This is a genomic window from Acidobacteriota bacterium (genome assembly GCA_035529075.1).
Lineage (GTDB): Bacteria > Zixibacteria > MSB-5A5 > GN15 > FEB-12 > DATKXK01.
The window spans coordinates 1-18,784 of sequence record DATKXK010000021.1 but is presented as its reverse complement, the minus strand read 5'-3'; the positions used below and the strand labels follow the sequence as shown (position 1 = coordinate 18,784).

General features: G+C 58.7%; 15 protein-coding genes, 2 tRNA genes and 1 other RNA gene. 2 read left to right on the top strand and 16 right to left on the bottom strand.

Annotated elements, in window-relative coordinates; all coding sequences use genetic code 11:
• Position 1: 1 nt before the first annotated feature.
• From recJ to hutU, 16 genes are all read right to left on the bottom strand, one after another.
• Entirely contained in the window at positions 2 to 1,750 is a 1,749-nt protein-coding gene (gene recJ / locus VMY05_12525; GenBank protein HUV31894.1) for a single-stranded-DNA-specific exonuclease RecJ, read from the bottom strand.
• Positions 1,751 to 1,773: 23 nt separating this feature from the next.
• Positions 1,774 to 2,132, bottom strand: an RNA gene (gene rnpB, locus VMY05_12520) — RNase P RNA component class A.
• A 65-nt stretch (positions 2,133 to 2,197) separates the two neighbouring features.
• Entirely contained in the window at positions 2,198 to 3,664 is a 1,467-nt protein-coding gene (guaB, locus tag VMY05_12515) for an IMP dehydrogenase (protein HUV31893.1), read from the bottom strand.
• Positions 3,665 to 3,722: 58 nt separating this feature from the next.
• Positions 3,723 to 4,439, bottom strand: coding sequence for a C4-type zinc ribbon domain-containing protein (locus tag VMY05_12510; GenBank protein ID HUV31892.1), 717 nt, complete (start codon positions 4,437 to 4,439; stop codon positions 3,723 to 3,725).
• Positions 4,440 to 4,619: 180 nt separating this feature from the next.
• A tRNA-Val gene (locus VMY05_12505) sits at positions 4,620 to 4,693 on the bottom strand.
• 33 nt (positions 4,694 to 4,726) lie between these two features.
• Positions 4,727 to 4,800, bottom strand: a tRNA-Ile gene (locus VMY05_12500).
• A gap of 121 nt (positions 4,801 to 4,921) precedes the next feature.
• A complete protein-coding gene (locus VMY05_12495; GenBank protein ID HUV31891.1) occupies positions 4,922 to 6,385 on the bottom strand; it encodes a 4-hydroxyphenylacetate 3-hydroxylase N-terminal domain-containing protein in 1,464 nt (487 codons plus the stop codon).
• Positions 6,386 to 6,539: 154 nt separating this feature from the next.
• Positions 6,540 to 7,553: a hypothetical protein gene (locus VMY05_12490; GenBank protein HUV31890.1), complete on the bottom strand. Its 1,014-nt coding sequence runs from the start codon at positions 7,551 to 7,553 to the stop codon at positions 6,540 to 6,542.
• A gap of 72 nt (positions 7,554 to 7,625) precedes the next feature.
• Positions 7,626 to 9,377: a SpoIIE family protein phosphatase gene (locus tag VMY05_12485; GenBank protein ID HUV31889.1), complete on the bottom strand. Its 1,752-nt coding sequence runs from the start codon at positions 9,375 to 9,377 to the stop codon at positions 7,626 to 7,628.
• A 124-nt stretch (positions 9,378 to 9,501) separates the two neighbouring features.
• Complete coding sequence (locus VMY05_12480) at positions 9,502 to 11,040, bottom strand: YifB family Mg chelatase-like AAA ATPase (protein HUV31888.1); 1,539 nt, start codon at positions 11,038 to 11,040, stop codon at positions 9,502 to 9,504.
• A 288-nt stretch (positions 11,041 to 11,328) separates the two neighbouring features.
• The gene (locus VMY05_12475; protein HUV31887.1) at positions 11,329 to 11,802 is read right to left on the bottom strand and encodes a hypothetical protein; all 474 of its coding nucleotides are present in this window, start codon (positions 11,800 to 11,802) and stop codon (positions 11,329 to 11,331) included.
• Between the two features lie 667 nt (positions 11,803 to 12,469).
• Positions 12,470 to 12,928, bottom strand: a complete 459-nt coding sequence (locus VMY05_12470) for a hypothetical protein (GenBank protein ID HUV31886.1) — start codon at positions 12,926 to 12,928, stop codon at positions 12,470 to 12,472.
• Positions 12,929 to 12,930: 2 nt separating this feature from the next.
• Positions 12,931 to 13,887, bottom strand: a complete 957-nt coding sequence (locus VMY05_12465; GenBank protein ID HUV31885.1) for a PorV/PorQ family protein — start codon at positions 13,885 to 13,887, stop codon at positions 12,931 to 12,933.
• 62 nt (positions 13,888 to 13,949) lie between these two features.
• Complete coding sequence (locus VMY05_12460) at positions 13,950 to 14,489, bottom strand: LptE family protein (protein ID HUV31884.1); 540 nt, start codon at positions 14,487 to 14,489, stop codon at positions 13,950 to 13,952.
• A 5-nt stretch (positions 14,490 to 14,494) separates the two neighbouring features.
• Positions 14,495 to 15,763, bottom strand: coding sequence for an imidazolonepropionase (gene hutI, locus VMY05_12455; GenBank protein ID HUV31883.1), 1,269 nt, complete (start codon positions 15,761 to 15,763; stop codon positions 14,495 to 14,497).
• A gap of 24 nt (positions 15,764 to 15,787) precedes the next feature.
• On the bottom strand, positions 15,788 to 17,446 hold the full coding sequence (gene hutU, locus VMY05_12450) for a urocanate hydratase (protein ID HUV31882.1): 1,659 nt from the start codon (positions 17,444 to 17,446) through the stop codon (positions 15,788 to 15,790).
• A gap of 108 nt (positions 17,447 to 17,554) precedes the next feature.
• Here hutU and VMY05_12445 point away from each other — a divergent pair, with 108 nt between their 5' ends.
• Complete coding sequence (locus VMY05_12445) at positions 17,555 to 18,241, top strand: GNAT family protein (protein ID HUV31881.1); 687 nt, start codon at positions 17,555 to 17,557, stop codon at positions 18,239 to 18,241.
• A 196-nt stretch (positions 18,242 to 18,437) separates the two neighbouring features.
• Positions 18,438 to 18,784, top strand: a 347-nt coding sequence (locus tag VMY05_12440) for a hypothetical protein (protein ID HUV31880.1), incomplete at its 3' end; no start/stop codon positions are given.

The following is an 18,784-nucleotide window of genomic DNA, read 5'->3' as shown; positions in this document are numbered from 1 at the left end:
GCTACCTGTAACCCGGGGACATATCGCCGGCGGTGAGCTTGATGTCGCGCAGGCGAAGTTGAATGTAGGTACGGTCATGGAAGGTGTTGTATTCGACGGCGTATACAATGTCAACCAGACAGCCCTTGTCGGAAATCACCTTGGCCATATGGCCGAACCCGAACCCGATAACGTCAAATAACGTCTCGCCTTTGCGCACGCGCATCTTGAGATGGTTTTTCCCCACCACGTAAGGCTGCCGGACCAACTCGCAGTTACGCGTCAGGAGGATCGGCCGCATGTTCTGAGGGCCGAACGGCGAGAAGGCCTCGATTGACCTGACAAACTCATCATCGATGTCAGACAGTTCTATTTCCAGGTCGATATTGAGCTTGGGAATGGTATCCTCGGTAGTGAGTTCACGCCGTGAAACGGCCTTGAACCGTTCGCGGAATTCGGGTATGTGCTCCTGCTTGATAGACAGGCCGGCGGCATACTTGTGGCCGCCATAGCGAATCAGGAGGTCCTCGCACTCCTTGAGCGCCTCGCACAGGTGAAACCCGGGGATGGAGCGGGCCGACCCCTTGCCTTCGCCGTCGGATATGGCGATCATGACCGTCGGCAGGTGATACTTCTCGACGAGGCGGCTGGCCACGATACCGATCACCCCCTGGTGCCAGCCTTCGGCGGCCAGCACGATGGCCTTGTCGTTCTCCGTGTCGACCAACTCGTGCATTTGCTCGAGAGCCTCCTCCAGCGTCTGCTCGTCGATTTCCTTGCGCCGCTTGTTCTCGCTGTCGAGCTTACGGGCGATGTCCGACGCGACTCGCTCGTCGCGCGTCGACAGTAAACGGATCGCCTCCCGTGCGTCCCCCAGCCGCCCCAGCGCATTGATCCGGGGAGCCAGGACGAACACTATCTGCCCGGTACTGATCTCCTTGCCCATCAGACCCGACACGAAGGCGAGCGATTTCAAGCCCGGCTTGGTGGTGCGCGGGATTTGCTTGATGCCGTACTTTGTCAGAATGCGGTTCTCCCCGACCAGCGGCACGATATCCGCCGAGGTCCCCAGCGCGACCAGATCGAGGTGCTCATACAGTTCGCTCTCATCCTGGGCCAGCCGATGGTACAGCGCCTGAGTGAATTTAAACGCCACCCCCACGCCTGAGAGTTCACCGCCGTACTCACAGTCCGGCTGCTTGGGGTTGATAACCGCGTAGGCCTTGGGAATGGTCTCGCCGGGTTCGTGGTGATCCGTGACAACGACGTCGATACCCTGGGAGGCGGCAAAGCCCACCTCCTCGACGGCCGTGATCCCGGTATCAACAGTGATAACGAGTGATACTCCCTGTGACTTCGCCTCGTTGATTCCGTCGACAGACAGGCCGTAGCCGTGGGTCAGACGGTTCGGCAGGTAAAAACTGACCTGCGCTCCCAGTTTGTTGAAGACCATGTACAGCAGCGCCGTGGCCGTAATGCCGTCCACGTCGTAGTCGCCGTAGATCATGATCCGCTCGTTTTCCATCAATGCCCGAACGGCCCGCTCCACGCCTTCCGCCATGCCGGACATCGTGAACGGATCATGCAGGTCCGAAAGCTCAGGATGCAGGAACTTCTGGATAAGGTCCGGAGTGTCAAGCTGACGATTTATGAGTATCCTGAGGATATCCCCCTTTAAACCCGTCTCCTCCGCCAGCCCGGAAACCACCGACCGGTCAGGCTCGGGGGCCAGAACCCACTGGACCGACGTTGGCCGTTGAGCCCAGTTCATAGCAGACTCCATTTGTTGGAGGCATGCAAAGCAGGAGATAAGCCGAGTTCTGTGTGCTCACGAGGAGCCAACAGTCATTTATCTTGGCCGCCGGTTACCCGGCTGCTCATGCGGCCTACCCCGGAATAGTAACGGGCCGAATCAACCCTCTTCCTGTATTTGGCCTTGCTCCAGGTGGGGTTTACCCGCCTCCGACATTACTGCCGAAAGCCGTGGTCTCTTACACCACGATTTCACCCTTACCTCTGTTGAGGCGGTATCGTTTCTGCGGCACTTTCCGTCGGATCGCTCCGCCCCGGCGTTACCGGGCACCCTGATTCTGTGGAGCTCGGACTTTCCTCACTCTAACTGAATCTTAGAGCGCGACTGTTCCTCCTGCTTATACATGCCAAGTTAATATATCACGACAACAACAATCTTCAACACCAGGTTCACTCCGGCACGTCCTCACATATTTCGCCGGTAGTTGGGCGCATCCTTGCTAATCGGCACCGAATGCGGATGCGACTCAATCAGCCCGGCACTGGTTATCCGAACCATCCGGGCCTTACTCTTAAGATCGGCAAGAGATGTCGCTCCGCACAGTCCCATTCCTGACCGCACTCCCCCGAGCAACTGGTAGACCAGGTCGGTCAGCTTGCCTTTGAACGGAACCCGGCCTTCGACCCCCTCGGCGACAAATTTGCTGGCCCGGTCCGTGTGCTCCTGGAAATATCGGTCGGAACTGCCGGCCTGCATCGCCTCCACCGAACCCATCCCCCTGTATGCCTTATACGAACGACCTTCAAAGAGAATCGATTCCCCGGGAGATTCCTCGGTACCGGCCAAAAGCGAGCCGATCATCACCGCGTCCGCGCCGCAGGCGAGCGACTTGGTGATGTCGCCGGAAAAACGGATGCCACCGTCGCCGATGACGCGAACCCCTGTGCCGGCAAGCGCTTCAACGACGTTTAGAATGGCCGTCACCTGAGGCATGCCGGCGCCGGTTACCACCCGGGTGGTACAGATCGACCCCGGCCCGATACCCACCTTCACCGAATCGGCGCCGGCATCAACCAGGGCCTTGGCTCCGTCGGCCGTGGCCACGTTGCCGGCTATCACGGGTATGCCGCCGTACTTCTTTTTGAGTAATGCAACCGCTTTGAGCACGCCCTCGCTGTGCCCGTGCGAACTATCCACGGCCAGAAGGTCCACGCCCGCGCCGATCAGGGCGGCGGCCCGTTCCTCAAGATCGGGCCCGACACCGACCGCCGCCGCGACGCGCAACCGCCCCCGCTCATCCTTGGCGGCCAACGGATACTGTATCTTCTTCATGATGTCCTTGACCGTGATCATTCCCTTGAGCATGTAGTTGTCATCCACGATCAGGACTTTCTCGATCCGATGCTTGTGCAGAATTTCCTTCGCCGTGTCCAGTTCGGCACCCTCTTTTAACGTGACCAGGTTCTCCTTGGTCATCACGTCGCTGATCGGAAGCGAAGTCTCCTTTTGAAAACGCAGGTCCCGGTTGGTGAGAATTCCTACCAGCTTCCCCTTTTCAGTAATCGGAATCCCGGAGATGGAGAATTTGTGCATAACCTCCAGAGCGTCGCCGATGGTCTTTTGGGGATTGAGCGTGATCGGATCAACGATCATTCCGGACTCGGACCGCTTGACCTTGTCCACCTCGGCGGCCTGGGCTTGCGGAGTCAGATTCTTGTGGATGAAGCCGACCCCCCCCTGGCGGGCCAGCGCGATGGCCAGCCGAGCTTCCGTGACCGTGTCCATCGCAGCCGACACCAGCGGTATGTTGAGCGCGATTCCGGGCGCGATTTCGGTGCTGATGTCGACGTCACGCGGCAGAATCCGGGAGTAGCCCGGAACCAGCAATACGTCGTCAAACGTCAGCGCCGTCTCCTGATAAATCTCTGCCATTCTGAACCGGTACTCCCGTTACCCCAGCCGCCCGGCCGACCAGCCGGCTGCGGGTGCCTCAGTTGGATTCCTCATTGTTCCAGTACAGGAGCGAACCGCAGCTGTCGCAGCTATACAGCCTGTCGGCTCGCTTGATCTCCTGTGTCTTCTTTGGAGTGAGTGCCTTGAAACAGGCACTGCAGGCCCTTTTCTTGACCACGACTACCGCTCGGCCTCCCTTGCCCCGCCGAACCCGCTCGTACGTGGACAGGACAGCCCTCGGTATGGAATCAACTATCTCACGACGCGAGTCCTGCTTGTCGGAGACCTTGGACCCGATCGAGTCAACTTTCTCCTGAAGGATCTCCAGTTGCCTCGTATTGTTCTCATTGGTCTGGTCATCCTTTTCGGTCAACTGGACGATGTCCTTTTCCAGCGTCGAGACCAGCTCTATCGTCTCCAGCAGTTCCGTCTCCCTCGAGGAGATGGCTTCCTTGATGGCGTCAATCTCGGCCACCAGCGCGTCGTATTCCTTGTTGGTCTTGATTGACATCATCTGCTGCTGGTATTTCTGCAAGGCCGTCTCTTTGCCCTTGATCTCCAGTTCCAGCCTCTTTTGCCTGGTTTTCGCCTCTTCCAACTGCTTGGTGGCATCGTCAAGTTTCTGCTTTACTTCCTTCATCTCGCGCTGGAGGTTTTCCATCATGTCGGGCAAGTAGTCCTTGGATCGCTCGAGTTCACCAAGGTCGTAGTCAATAACCTGAAGTTTCAACAGCTTTTCGAGATGGGGATGCATATCAACTACCTCCGCGGGGCCGGCATTGGTCGGCTGGCATGAAAAAAAGCGCATTCCCAACCATTTCGTAGGAAATGCGCCTCTTGACCGTGTCACTACCCGGCCGTTTTCGGTCCGGTCCAAGACCAAAAACGGCAGCGTAATAGATTATTTTTCGTTTCAAACAACTCATATTTCAAATGGGCAATACTGGGCTCGAACCAGTGACCTCTCGGATGTGAACCGAACGCTCTAACCAACTGAGCTAATTGCCCGCAACTTACATGCCTCAGGCTCCCCTCAGCCTATGGGCCCTGCAGGACTCGAACCTGCGACCCGCTGATTATGAGTCAGCTGCTCTAACCAACTGAGCTAAGGGCCCGGTCCAGTTTAACTTTTCAACTTAAACACTATGAGCATAATCGTCAAGCCCAATCTCCACTTTCTGCGCCACGGCCCCGAAAGAATGGCCGATCCGGTCTTTCCGCCTGAACCCTCGCGGCCTATTTTTGCCTCGGCGGATCAGGGATTTCCTCAGATATCTGCGCCAGACGGCGCGCTATCTCAACCTTTTCCTCGATTCGACCGTGCGCTCTTATCATAAGCTTCGCTCCATCCGGGGAGCCCCCGCCATGCATGCAGCCGGGGACGCCCGAGCCGATGGTGCTCCACTCAACGAGGCGGGCGGCACGGGCTCGGGACTCACTGGAGCGGCCCGCCGTCAGGTACTTCTTTATCAGGTGCCCGTACTTCTTCGAGTCAAAGTCCTTGCTGGAAGGCATGCAGCCGGTCTCGGCTATCCCGCCGCCAATGTCCTGGGCCAGTCTGGACGTGTCGTACGGCAGGGAGGCAACGTGCACCTTGGTGACGTTTGACAACAGCGGGTCGCACAACCACGCCCCGGAGGGGTGCTTGGTGCCCAGCGCGGCCGCCGCGATCCCGAGACCGTAAGTCGTCTCGTTGTTTATGTGCATCTGGACGAGCTTGTCGTTGAACACCCTCGACGACAGGCCGTTCGCCCGCGCCGTCAGCACGGCGGCACCGATCTTGACATCCCCTTGCCCCGCCACGCACCCGCCGATGGCCGACCGGTACGGCATGATAAAGTAGCCGACCGCCTTGCCGGTATACTGGTGTTCGCCGCACATGAACACGCGCTCGCTGGGCACAAAAACGTCCTCGAAAAAGAGAAATGCCTGCGTAATCCCACCTTCCACCACCGGATTATCAAACCCCTCTTCTTCGTCACGCGTGTCGTTCGGGTGACGGGTCTCCACGATGGTCAGACCCTCGGTGTCGCGGGGGATGACAAAGGCAATGCAGTAATCGGCGTCGGCCTCACGATAAGCGCTGCCGGGCAGGACAAAGATCTCGTTGGCCGCGGCGACCCCGCAAATCATGACCTTGGCGCCACGGACAACAATGCCGTCATCGCGCCTCTCAACCACGTGCAGATGCACATCCTCGTCATCCTGCTGCGACGGCGGTTTGCTCCGATCACCCTTGGCGTCGGTCAGCGCTCCGGAAATGGTGATGTCATTGGTCTGTGCCTGCTTCAACCAGGCAAGGAAGCGTTCGTGGTAATCAGTGCCGATCTCCTTATCCATCTCCCATGTAGTGACAAACATGGCGTTGAGAGCGGTCCAGCCGGCACAGCGCCCGCCGGTACAGGTGCCGGTAAGGTGAAACATCAGCCGCTTCATCTGCGAGTTGGCGTACATGTCTTCCGGCTCACGAATGATCGACAGGTACCGGCTGATCGGCTCGCCCGTCAGATGAGAGGTCGTGGTTACCATATCCCGATAGCGCTCATCGGCCGCCGCCCGAAAGGTCCAGCCGTGGCCGCTCACCGTCCTGCGAGTGGCGGGATGGGTCGTGACATCGGCAATGGGCTGGTCGAACTTGAAAATGTTGGGGCGCATCTTCTTAAGTGAACCCAGGTATTCCTCGCAGGTCCTCAGGGCCATAGAAACCTCTCCAAAAAAGATTATCTTTTCCTCATTACACGGAATATACGGAACGTGAAAAGAATAACAAGCCGAAACGGCCCGGCAGAAGCGGACATTACGACAAAAGCCGGCTCCGGGCCGGCTTTTGCGCTCATTCGATGTCCGCGTGACTTTACAGGATCAGCCAGAATTCAGACGTGAAACCTTGCCTGGTGCTTCCGATGTCGAACCTGAAGTCAAAGTCGTTGGCAATGCCCACTCGTACCTTGACGGAGTCCTGACCGACCATTTCCAGATCGTCGGAAAAACCGCTGGTCATGGGACGGCTGAGGACCACCTGGTACTGCGCTCCGCCGCTCCATCGCGAGACCGCACGAATATCCCAGCGGCTGGCCCGCGCCTCCGCCTTCGCCGGCGTGGCCATCGAGCTGTCGATTCGGTAACCCGGCACATACTGGCCTGCTGACCAGCCGGCAGTCGGAGTCGGGGGATCGACGGCTATGTGCTGGTACAGAATATAGCCCGTGAATTCAGACGAGTCGGGATGGAAATATGTCGGCTGATTGAAACCGTCATTTAGGTTGGGTAAGGCGATCTCCAGGTTACCGGAATCCGCCTGCAGAGCGATGCCCCGAAGCGTCGCTCCCTCGGCGAAGCCTCTGACCTCATTCGGGGCGAATTCTTCGATAGCTGTCGTCAGGGCGCGCCAGTGCCAGGTATCCCACCCGTCCTCGGCGAGCCCGGCAAACATGAACAGAAGTTGATCTTCCGAGGCAGTAGTGCCCTGCGAAAAATCCGGAAAGCCGCTGACCAGACTGTCCACTACCCAGCGCTTGGGCCAGACATCATGGGATTCATCGTCCCACGTCAGCCGGAGGTACAGATCGTTTTCATACCGTATGGCCTCGACCAGCACCTGGTCCGAAACAGCCAGCGCCGCCTGGCGTTCCTCTCGCGGAAGCTGCGGGCCCAGCGCACTTGTGGTGACCTCGATCGTTTTCGCGGTCGCGCTATCCCACAGAGGGTCGGCGACACTGTCGAGGGTGGGAGATGACGCAGCCTGGAAGGCGATTACTCTGGGGGGACCCGTGGGACCCGGGCCGTTACTGTCATCCCCTTCGTCGTCAGAGCAGGCCAGCGCCAAGGTCAGCAACAAGAGCAATGCCGAAAACGCAATTTTCCTCATACTTGCTCTCCTGGATTTACAATTACGTGATCCTATAAATATAATTCACCCGCTGATTATTCCAAAGCCCTTTTATACGACCAACCGTTTGAATATCAGCAGCGTCAGGTCATCAAAGACGTGCTCCGGCGACGCAAAGCGTCTCACCGCCTCGAGGATGGCCGCCTTGATATCAGCGGCGGATCCGGCGCTGTTGGACCGAATTACGTCAACGAGTCGCTCCAGACCGAATTCGTTGCCATCGCCGTCGAATACCTCCGTAACGCCGTCAGTGTACAGAACGCAGGTATCACCGGGGTTGACCAGGAAGGCCCGTTCCTCGTAAGTGCTTAACTGGGCTACGCCCATCACCGGGCCGCCCTCGCGGAGGTACTCAATAGCACCCGTCTGCCGCAGCAGCACCGGCGGATTATGGCCACAGTTGGCAAACGTAAGTATGTGGTTCCTGAAGTCAAGGACACCGTAGACAGAGGTGACGAAATTGCCGGGTTCCAGTGACTCGCACATGAGCGAGTTAACCTTCGTACAAATAGTCCGGATGGAGTAGTTGTTGCGAATCTCCGCGATAAGCGAGGCACGGTAGGCTGCCATGATAAGCGCGGCCGCCATCCCCTTGCCGGAGACGTCACCGATAACCAGGCCCAGATGGCCGTCGACAATGCGAACGAAATCATAATAGTCGCCGCCAACCTGGCCGGAAGAGATGTTGGTCCCGCAGATGTCGTACCCGGGAAACACCGGATCGGACTTCGGCAGGAAACTGCGCTGTATCTCACGGGCAATATTGAGTTGCTCTTCGAGCTTCCTGGCCTGGAGAATCGACTCGTGCAGGCGGGCCCGCTCCAGCGATATCGCCGCCTGCGAGGCAAACGCTTCCATGAGCACCAGTGATCGATGATCGTAGGCGTTGAGCTGACGGGACTCGAGGTTGAGCACACCTATCATCCGGTCATCCACCTTGATGGGCACGACAATTTCACTCCGGGTGGCGGCCTCGGCCTCGACATACTGGTCATTGGAGGAAACGTCTGGCACGATAACGGGTTGACCGGTGGTGGCAACGTTACCGATCAGCCCCTGCCCGATTTTCAGTTGCAGGCTGTCCTGCCGGGTCGGATCATACCCCACCGCGTAAATGGATTTCATGTCGCCCGTTTCGGGATCGATGAGGAACACACCACCGGAGTCAAAACTGACCACCTGGCGAAGCGAGTCGAGTATCTCTCGCAAGAGTTCGTCAAGCTCCAGCGAACTGGACAGTTTCTTGCCGATCTCGTAAAGCGCGTGCCGTTCAAAGGCCTCTCTCTTTACCTCGCGGTAAAGGTGTGCGTTATCGATAGCCACCGCGATCTGGTTGTTCAACCCGGTCAGAATGTCAAGGTCCGTCTCCGTGAAGTCGCCGTCCGACTTGTTGATCGCTTCGACAACGCCTATCATCTGGCCCTTCCCGATCAGGGGCACCGATACCAGCGAGCGAATCTCGATTCCCGCCTGGCGGACTAGTTCAGGTTCCACCCGTGGATCGCCGGCCGGATCGGCAACGATAGCGGGCTCCCTGTACTTTGCCACCCATCCGACAACACTCTCTCCAAGCTCGCGACTAAAGACCGTCATCTCCGAATCACCGGCCTTCATGAGACGAATTCTCATCTCGGTCCGGTTGTGGTCGATCCGGAAGACCAGCGCAGCCTCGGCATTGACCGCCTTCATGACCAGGCCGAGAACAAGCCGAATCAACTCGTCGTATTCGAGGGTGGAATTAAAGACATGCGCTGCTTCGAGAAGCAGCTTCTCTATCCGCGTTGGCTGGTTATTTTCAGGCATAGGCCTATGCAAACTATATGAAACTGGACTATTGTCAATCGGTTTAATGGCCGAGATGCTCTTGACCATGCCTTGAAAAGCGGACCCTCGCCAACCGCGACCGGCGGCCCCGGGCGCAAACCGCCTACATCCAGAGTTGCCGGTCAAGGCTGCGGTAATGGATTGCTTCGGCGACGTGCGACATTTCGATATTGTCGCTGGCCGTCAGGTCGGCAATAGTGCGAGCCACCTTGAGAATCCGATCGTAAGCACGGGCCGACAGACCCTGCGTCTTGATCGCCACCCCCAGAAGCGACTGCGTCTTGTCATCGATATGGCAGTACCTGCGGGTGTCGCGCGATTCCATATGGGCGTTGCAGTAGATTTTCTTTTCACCCTTGAACCTGGCCAGCTGTCGCTCCCGGGCAAGGTTCACGCGCACGCGAATGGCCGCCGAATCCTCGCCGCGCATATCCGACGACAGCTCCTTGAACTTCACCGACGGCACCGTTATGTGGATGTCGATTCGATCCAAGAGCGGCCCGGAGATTCTTGACATGTACCGCTGGATCTCACCGGAGGTGCACTTGCACTCGTGATTGAGGTCACCGTGGTAGCCGCAGGGACACGGATTCATAGCAGCCACGAGCATAAATCCGGCCGGGTAGGTCAGCGTTGTCGAGGCCCGAGAGATTGTCACCTGGTTGTCTTCCATCGGCTGCCGGAGCATCTCCAGGATGTCTTTCTTGAACTCGGGCAACTCGTCCAGAAACAGGACGCCGTGATGGGCTAACGACACTTCACCCGGTTTGGGAATCGTCCCGCCGCCGATCAACCCGGCGTAAGAGATAGTGTGGTGGGGTGAACGATACGGACGGGTGGCCACCAGGGCCGACCCCGACGGCAGCCGACCCGCGACCGAGTGGATCTTGGTTGTCTCCAGCGCCTCGTCAAGGCTTATGTCGGGCAGGATAGTCGACATACGACGGGCGAGCATCGTCTTGCCGGACCCCGGCGGACCGATCATGATGATGTTATGCCCGCCGGCCGCCGCGATCTCCAACGCCCGCTTCGCCGACTCCTGACCCTTCACGTCGGAAAAGTCAACACTGTACTTGCGAGCCTCGCTAAAAACAGTCTCGATGCTGATATTGTAACGGTGGATGGTAGACTCATCCTCGAGGAAGTGCACGGCCTCTTTTAGCGATCTCACCGGATAGACCGGGACTGTCCCGGCCATGGCCGCCTCGCGGGCGTTCTCCTTCGGCACCAGGATGCCCTTTATCCCGTCGTTGCCTTTGAAGTGCATGACCATCGGAAGCACTCCGGGCACCGGCCGCACCGCCCCGTCGAGCGAAAGTTCACCGAGCATGACATGATCGCCAAACCCATCGCGCATGATCTGTCCGGTGGCCGCCAGAATGCCGATAGCGATCGGCAGGTCAAAGGCCGATCCCTCCTTGCGGATGTCAGCCGGTGCGAGATTGATGGTCACTTTCTTGGTCGGGAACACGAAATCAGAGTTCCTGATCGCCGATGTCACGCGTTCCTTGGATTCTCTGACCGCGCCGTCGGGCAGGCCGACTGTGATAAATGCCGGCAGTTGCTGCTGAATATCAGCCTCCACTTCAACCACATAGGCCTCAACCCCAAGGGTGGCGGACGATACGATTTTTGAAAGCATGCGCCGGATCCTCCCGTTCAACCCTGCCCGGCCTTCTCGCCGAGGCGAAAAGGGGCCCTGCGCACGGACCCCTCTTGCACCGCAAGCAGGTGGTTCGCCTGCAGCCCCCGGAGCAACAATGCTGCCGCTGCTCCCAAACACAGTATTAACCCGGTGACTGACAGCCGACGTCAGGCAAAATCTCGATTCAGGCGGGCCGCGCAGACTCGCGAGGCTTCATCCGCCCGATGTCACCCCAAAAAAAAACCGGCCTTGCGGCCGGTGACGTTTTCCTGGGATATCCGGGACCTACTTGACTACCAGCTTCAATACCTTGATCTTGCGAATCCCGCCTTCCGTGTTGTCCTGCTTGATGAGCATGGTATCGGTCCCCGTATTCTGATTAAGGCCGAAGGAGCCCTGGGGATTGTTATCCGGCGTACAAACCTTGTTGGTTCGGTTGCCGTCTTCCTCAAGAAACTGAACTCCGTTTTCCAGCTCGTATAGTCCCTCACAGTCACAGAAGTAGCTGGACTCCTCGCTTTCAAGCTTGGGATTGACGGTCAGGAAGTAGGCCACCTTCGTAAACCTGAAAATCACGTAGTTGGCGGTATCTACCACGGTGTCAATGCCGTCGATCTCCATGTACGCATAGATGCCCTCGTAGTCATTGGCCAACGTGTCTGGATACGGCACGTTGATGTCGTTTCGACACGCTGGCAACCACACGAGAACAGCCGCCAGAAGCACCAGTATGAAAAAAAAGCCTGCACCCTTCTTCATCTCGCCAATCTCCCTAGTGACTCTCACAAACAAATCGGCTCGCAATATATCGCTCCTGAAGCCCCGGCACAACAGAAAAATCGCCGCCGCTTCCACTACCAGACGAGTAACTTGCCGGTCCCGTGCAAGAGCCAAAAAGTAACCCTCGCCGTTGCGCGAGGGTTAGAATCCGGACACGGTCCCAAAATCCCTTAACAGACACCTGGTGAATCAGGCATCGTCGCTACTCATATATACGGCGTGCCCGCACCCCCGGCAAGTGAATTTTCGCGTGAGGTCCCGGGAGGACTGCGTTATCGAGAGTCCCGGCCGGCGGCGCGCGCGCTTCGCCATGAAAGACAACAACTTAAGGGCGCCGAGCGGGCGATTCAGGACAACCTGCTGGGTTGGCCGGATCGACCGAGGCCAGGTCGCCGGCAGCCTCCCGGAATAAGCCGCCGAAGATAATTGACAAATCGACTCGGATTAGGTAAATTAAAATGGAAGCAGAAAGAAGTTTATCATTTGCGTCGACCTGGGGGTTCCCCCTCTACCCCTTCCGATGCCGGTGGTAAACTTCTTTTTTACGGGCAACGGGGCGTCCCAAAACCGCCGTCGGCTCGCCCAGCCTCGTAATTTCGCCGACGGCCGGCGTGTGGAACACCGAGCCTCCGGGCCGGCAGGTCGCCTACCGCATTGTGTTGAAACTGTAAATCCGCCACTTACCGTTTGTTCTCGTAAGCCCGAACTTGGTACGGTACCCGCGGGATGAATCCTTGTCCACAAAAGTCACCTCGACAGTGGCGGACTCACCTATGACCTCAGCCGTGTTGACGATTCGCTGGAGCGAGAACCAGCGGCGTTTCGTCTCGCCATCGTTCGTCAGGTCGTCAAGGATCTGCTGGGGATTGGTAAAGACGCGCGGTTCGCCTCCCTGCAGGGCATAGTCGCCACCGGTGCTCTTCATGAGTTCTGCGAGATCCAGCAAATGCGCCAGCGCGGCCTGATCGTTTTTCTCCATGGCGCCGAACAACGCTATCACTACCTGCCTGGGGTCGTCCGTATCGGACGTGGAACAGGCACTGGCCAGCACGAAGATCAGCAGCGCAAGAAGCAGTGCGGCTCCTTTAAAGTATCGACGGGCCATACTCATACTCCCCCGGTTATGGTTATGCGATGACTTTCACCCAGTTCGGCCCCGGGCGAAAAAGCATAGGCGATATGAAGTTCCTTCCAGTCCAGACCGAAGCCGAGCGACACCCCGGCCATGCTGTCGTCCGAGCTTGTGGCCCGGTAGTTCGAGCCAAAGCTGTTCCAGCCGATACGAAGATACAGCGGCTTCAACTCATAGTATTCCCCACCCACGGCGACATCGACATCATTGTCACGCGGCACCATGACATCGGCCGAGAACAGCATGGGCAGACCGCGCGGACGAATCCCGCCGCCAACCCTCAGCATCAGCGGAAGGGGCTCATGGTCGGCGTCCGTGAAGTTTGAAAGCTGTATGCCCAGGTTCTGCAGCATCAGGCCGGCCGTGTACCGGCCCCGGTTGCTTCGATACTTGAGCCCTACATCCAGCGCCATTCCGGAGGCCGAAAAACCCTGAATCTTCTCGTAAATCAGCTTACCCGTCGCTCCGGCGTAAATGTTCTCCCGGTAGCGCGTGGCAAAGGTGACCCCGAACAGCACGTCTCCGCCTCCGAACTCGCCGGTGATGGTGCCGAGGTTGTCGGTCTGGGTGAATTCACCGTAGTTAAGGTAGCTGATATAGCCGGCCAGGAAATGTTTCTCACGGGACTGGTGGACGTATCCGACCAGCCCGGATTGAAGGTCAACGAAGTAGTTGTGATAACCCGCAATAATTCCGTGGCGCTCCAGAGACGCGATCCCGGCCGGGTTGTAATACAGAGAGTTCTCATCATCGGCCACGCCGGTAAAGGCTCCGCCCAGGGCCACCGGCCTTGCCCCGACATTGATCTTCAGAAAAGAAAAGGCCGAGGTCCCGGCGCCGCCGTTGATTCCTCCGGCCGTCAGCAGGCCGGTCGGCATGACCGCGCCCGCCAGGACGAGGCTACAACTCACGTATTTGACAATGTCTTTCACTGAACCAGCCTTATATAATAGTCCGTCTCTATGCTGTCTATCGTCACGGCTGCCGCCGTGACCTACCACGATTTAGTGGTCTTGTCTATGATAACCTCGACCAGCCTGGTGCCTGCATCCCGCTGGCCGTCCTCTTCGGTGCCTTCGTCTGCCGTGTAAATGCCTTCCTGGCGTGTCTTGAGAGTCCAAAAATCCTCTCCACTCCTGGAATTGCGCAATGTAAGATTGAAATCCATTCTCACTTTATACGATTGAACCTGGTCGTTTTGGTCAAAAGCCTCGGCCACCCGGTCATAGTAGGTCAGACTTCCGACCAGAATCGCATCCGCCTCGGCCGGCGACACCACCTTCAGGTTGCCGTCAGCAATCAGGGCGTCGATGATAATTTCCGTCAGGCGGTCAGCCAGCCCGAACTCGGCCGTTTCATTCTCGAGCGGCTCCACCGCTATCGTGCTTATCTCCGATTCCCCTCTCGGGTTAAGCGTGTAGATAGCGCACGCCGAACACAGCAGAACCGCCGCCAGCGCCGGCGCGCACAAGAACCGTCCCGTCCGTCTCGCCGTCATCATCACTTTAACAGCCCGCAACAGCGTACGTTCCATCCGGTCTACCTGTCAACGACCACCTTGCCGCGCTTGACGACTTTGCCGGCCAGGTTGACGCCGTAATGATACGGCAACTCCCGGTAGTCGCCCATCTCCCAGATCACGATATCGCCCTGCATGCCCGGCTCGAGGCGCCCGATCCTGCTCTCCCGGTTTACGGCCTTGGCGGCGTTTACGGTCACGGCGCTCAGAGATTCGGCGGCCGTAAGTTTCATTTGCACCGCCGCCAGCGAGATTATCATCGGGAGCGATTCGGTATAGCTGGACCCGGGATTACAGTCAGTGGAAAGAGCCACCGCTACGCCTTCTTCGATCATCTTCCGGGCGGGCGCGTAGCGATCACCGCCCAGCGAAAAAGTCGTCCCCGGCAGCAGCACCGCCACGGTGCCGGAAGCCGCCAACGCTTTGATACCGGCGTCGGATATATAGACAAGGTGGTCAGCCGTGACCGCACCCATCGAGGCGGCCAGTTCGGCCCCGCCGGTCGACTCCAGTTCATCGGCATGAAACCGCAGTTTCAATCCCGCATCGACGGCCGCCTGCTGAATCCGCCGCGATTCCTCGATATCGAAAACACCTTTCTCGCAGAAAACGTCGGAGTACTCGGCCAGGTTGCTTTCAACCACGGCCGGAATCATCTCGTTGATGATCACGCCAATGTACTCCTCGCGCCGGTCGCGGTATTCGTCGGGAATCTCGTGAGCGCCGAGAAAGGTCGGCACCAGGTCAACCGCGTGCATCTGATCGAGATCCCGTATCACCTCCAGCGACTTGATCTCCGATTCGGTCGACAGCCCGTAACCGGACTTGGCCTCGATCGTGGTGACGCCGTGCGCCAGGAGCCGGTCGAGCCGCCGTTTGCTGCTCTGGAGCAAAAGCTCGGCGGGAGCCGTGCGCAGGTCGCGGACGGATGATCGGATGCCGCCCCCCGCCTGCGCGATTTCCATGTAGGATTTGCCGGCAATCCGCATCTCGAACTCTTTCTCGCGGGTCCGGGCGAACACGGGATGGGTATGAGGATCGATCAGTCCCGGAGTCACGACCGCACCACCGGCGTCTATCACCGTGCAGCTCTCGGCCAGCGTAGCGCGACCCTCAACTTCATCGGATTTCCCCACAAGCAGAATCTCATCGGCCGCCACCGCGACCCCGCCGTTCTCGATCAGGCCGATATCGCTCATCTGCCCGCCGAGACGGGGCACCGGACCGCTCATGGTAATGAGCTGGCCAATGTTCTTTATGAGAAGCGTCGCTTTCTTCTTTGGAGCCATGGCGAAAATGTGCGCGCTTTCCGGCTACCTGTTTTTCATGCCCGGGATATTGACCTTGTGCTTCCGGGCAAAAGCGACAGCGTCCTTGTAGCCGGCGTCGACGTGCCGTGCCACGCCCGTGCCGGGATCATTGGTCAACACGCGGTTCAGACGGACGGCCATCTCTTTGCTACCGTCGGCGACAATCACCATCCCGGCATGGATGGAGTTGCCGATACCCACCCCGCCGCCGTGGTGCACCGAGACCCAGCTGGCCCCGGAGGCGCAGTTGAGCAGGCCGTTGAGCAGGGGCCAGTCAGCGATGGCGTCCGAACCGTCGATCATCCCCTCTGTCTCGCGGTATGGTGAGGCCACGGAGCCGCAGTCGAGGTGGTCGCGGCCGATGACAATCGGCGCCGATATCTTGCCGTTCTTGACGTACGTGTTGATTATGTCGCCGAACTCCGCCCGTTCGCCGTAACCGAGCCAGCAGACGCGGGCCGGAAGCCCCTGCCACGGAATTTTCTCACGCGCCTTGGTAATCCAGCGCACCAGTGATTTGTTGTGGCTGAACTGCTGCAGGACGATCTCATCGGTGACCGCGATGTCCTGCGGATTGCCGGACAGCGCCACCCACCTGAACGGCCCCCGGCCCTGGAAGAACAGCGGACGCACGTATGCGGTCACGAAGCCGGGATACTCAAAAGCGCTTTTCAGGCCGCCGGTCTCCGCCTGCCCGCGAAGGTTGTTGCCGTAGTCAAACACCACCGATCCGGCTTTTTGAAACCTCACCATGGCTTCGCAGTGCGTGACCATCGACTCGTACGACCGCCCGATATAATCCTTGGGATCGCGACGGCGAAGCCGCGCCGCTTCGGTCACCGTCAGCCCCTCCGGAATGTATCCGTTCAGCTCATCATGGGCCGAGGTCTGGTCCGTGACGATATCAGGCACCAGGCCGCGCCGGTAGATTTCCGGAAACACCTCGGCGCAGTTGCCGACGAGACCGATCGAGATGGGATTGCAGGCCTTGGTGTGCTCCTTCATGAGCTTCATGGCCTTGTCGAGCGTTTTGACCTTGACGTCGCAGAAACCGAGTTGGACGCGTCGGTTGATCCGCGCTTCGTCCACCTCCACGCAGAGCACCGAGGCATCGGCCATCTTGCCGGCCAGCGGCTGCGCGCCGCCCATGCCGCCCATGCCGCCGGTCAGAATCCACTTGCCGCCCAGGTCGCCGTTGTAATGCTTGTCACCGGCCGCCGCGAATGTCTCGTAGGTCCCCTGGATTATCCCCTGCGTCCCGATATATATCCAGCTTCCCGCCGTCATCTGCCCGAACATGATCAGCCCCAGCTTTTCCAGTTCGCGGAACTTCTCCCAAGTCGCCCAGCGCGGCACCAGGTGCGAATTGGCGATCAGCACCCTCGGCGAGTACTCGTGGGTTTGAAAAACGCCCACCGGCTTGCCCGACTGGATAAGCAGCGTTTCGTCGTTCTTGAGGACCTTGAGCGCTTTGACGATACCGTCGTAGGCCTCCCAGGAGCGGGCCGCCTTGCCGGAACCGCCGTAGACGATCAGTTCCTGGGGCTTCTCCGCGACTTCGGCGTCAAGGTTGTTATTGAGCATTCTCAGGGCGGCTTCCTGGTGCCATCCCTGGCATGACAGTTTCAGGCCGCGCGCAGCTTTGACGGATTTCGGTTTCATGTCCTCACCTCTGGTAATGTCAGCCCGAATATAGGCACGCAGGACCCGGCAGTCAAACGATCTCTCAAACCCTTGTGTTGGCCGGCGCCTGCACGTATAATGGGCGCTATGAAATCCCGATTCGAAGGCACCCAGGTCAACCTGCGCCGGATCACACCGGCGGACGCTGATGATCTCGTGCGCCATATCGGGGACCGCGACATCAGCCGCCAGACCTTTATACCCTATCCATACGGGCGCAAGGATGCCCGACGGTTCATCGCGTGGTCGCAGGAACAGTGGCGCAAGAAAACCGCGTTCCCTTTCTCCATCGAGGACCGCCGCACCGGCCGCGTCGTCGGCGGCATCGGCCTGCACAGGATCAACTTCCTGCACAAAAACGCTGAACTCGGCTACTGGCTCAACAAGCGATACCGGGGACGCGGCGTCATGACCGAGGCCGTGCACCTCATCCTCGCGTTTGCGTTCCGGGAATTGAAATTCGAGCGCGTCTACGGGCACGTCTTTGTCAGCAACGATGCCTCGGTGCGGGTGCTAAGGAGGGTCGGCTTCAAACGCGAGGGATACCTCCGCAGGTCGTACTTCCACCGCCGCCGGTGGCAGGACAGCCACCTGTACGCCATTCTCAAGCAGGACTGGCGTCCCCCGACTGGGAAACCGACGCGTCCCAAAGCCAGGCGTTCCACGGCCTCTCGCACCAAAACCCCGCGCCGCATTGTAACCACGCGCCGCACTGCACCGGCCCGGCGTACCGTAACCGCCCGCCGCTCTGTCCCCGCCCGCCGCCGGGCATGATTCTGCTTGCCAATTCCGACCGGGCTATCTATATTCGGGCTTAACTACACCGGGGTTCCACAGCGGGGCATACACAATTACACGTACACCTTTGCAGCCCCGTAGGGCAGAACCCCTGTGGTTCTGCCGCTTACGACATATGTAAAGTCAACGCCGGTCATGAAATGCGAAAACAACGTCTGTTCAGGAAGGAATTATGGGTAGTGTCTTAAAAGGAGATCACACTGGCTTGATAGCTTGGCAGCTGTTGAAACTGGCAACCGTGACTACCTGTTTTCTGTTTCTGAGTGGTTGCACCTATACCAAATACTATTATGCTGGCTGCGAGGCCAGTCGGGCCGGTTGGGAATTCGTACTTGTCTTAGATAGAGTCAAGCCGTCGACACTGGATGACAGGTGTTGGACACCATACTGCGACCCTTTCCCTGACGATGCGGTTGCTCCTGATACGCTGTTCACTATAGAAATATTCTACATGCACAGGGACAGCCTTCAACACATGGGCCGGGATTTGAGATACGACAGCGGGGCAGTTCTGTTTGC

Bases quoted from the DNA above. Each gene is read 5' to 3' on its own strand.
- recJ (HUV31894.1), bottom strand. From the start codon at position 1,750: ATGAACTGGGCTCAACGGCCAACGTCGGTCCAGTGGGTTCTGGCCCCC.
- guaB (HUV31893.1), bottom strand. From the start codon at position 3,664: ATGGCAGAGATTTATCAGGAGACGGCGCTGACGTTTGACGACGTATTG.
- VMY05_12510 (HUV31892.1), bottom strand. From the start codon at position 4,439: ATGCATCCCCATCTCGAAAAGCTGTTGAAACTTCAGGTTATTGACTAC.
- VMY05_12495 (HUV31891.1), bottom strand. From the start codon at position 6,385: ATGGCCCTGAGGACCTGCGAGGAATACCTGGGTTCACTTAAGAAGATG.
- VMY05_12490 (HUV31890.1), bottom strand. From the start codon at position 7,553: ATGAGGAAAATTGCGTTTTCGGCATTGCTCTTGTTGCTGACCTTGGCG.
- VMY05_12485 (HUV31889.1), bottom strand. From the start codon at position 9,377: ATGCCTGAAAATAACCAGCCAACGCGGATAGAGAAGCTGCTTCTCGAA.
- VMY05_12480 (HUV31888.1), bottom strand. From the start codon at position 11,040: ATGCTTTCAAAAATCGTATCGTCCGCCACCCTTGGGGTTGAGGCCTAT.
- VMY05_12475 (HUV31887.1), bottom strand. From the start codon at position 11,802: ATGAAGAAGGGTGCAGGCTTTTTTTTCATACTGGTGCTTCTGGCGGCT.
- VMY05_12470 (HUV31886.1), bottom strand. From the start codon at position 12,928: ATGGCCCGTCGATACTTTAAAGGAGCCGCACTGCTTCTTGCGCTGCTG.
- VMY05_12460 (HUV31884.1), bottom strand. From the start codon at position 14,489: ATGGAACGTACGCTGTTGCGGGCTGTTAAAGTGATGATGACGGCGAGA.
- hutI (HUV31883.1), bottom strand. From the start codon at position 15,763: ATGGCTCCAAAGAAGAAAGCGACGCTTCTCATAAAGAACATTGGCCAG.
- hutU (HUV31882.1), bottom strand. From the start codon at position 17,446: ATGAAACCGAAATCCGTCAAAGCTGCGCGCGGCCTGAAACTGTCATGC.
- VMY05_12445 (HUV31881.1), top strand. From the start codon at position 17,555: ATGAAATCCCGATTCGAAGGCACCCAGGTCAACCTGCGCCGGATCACA.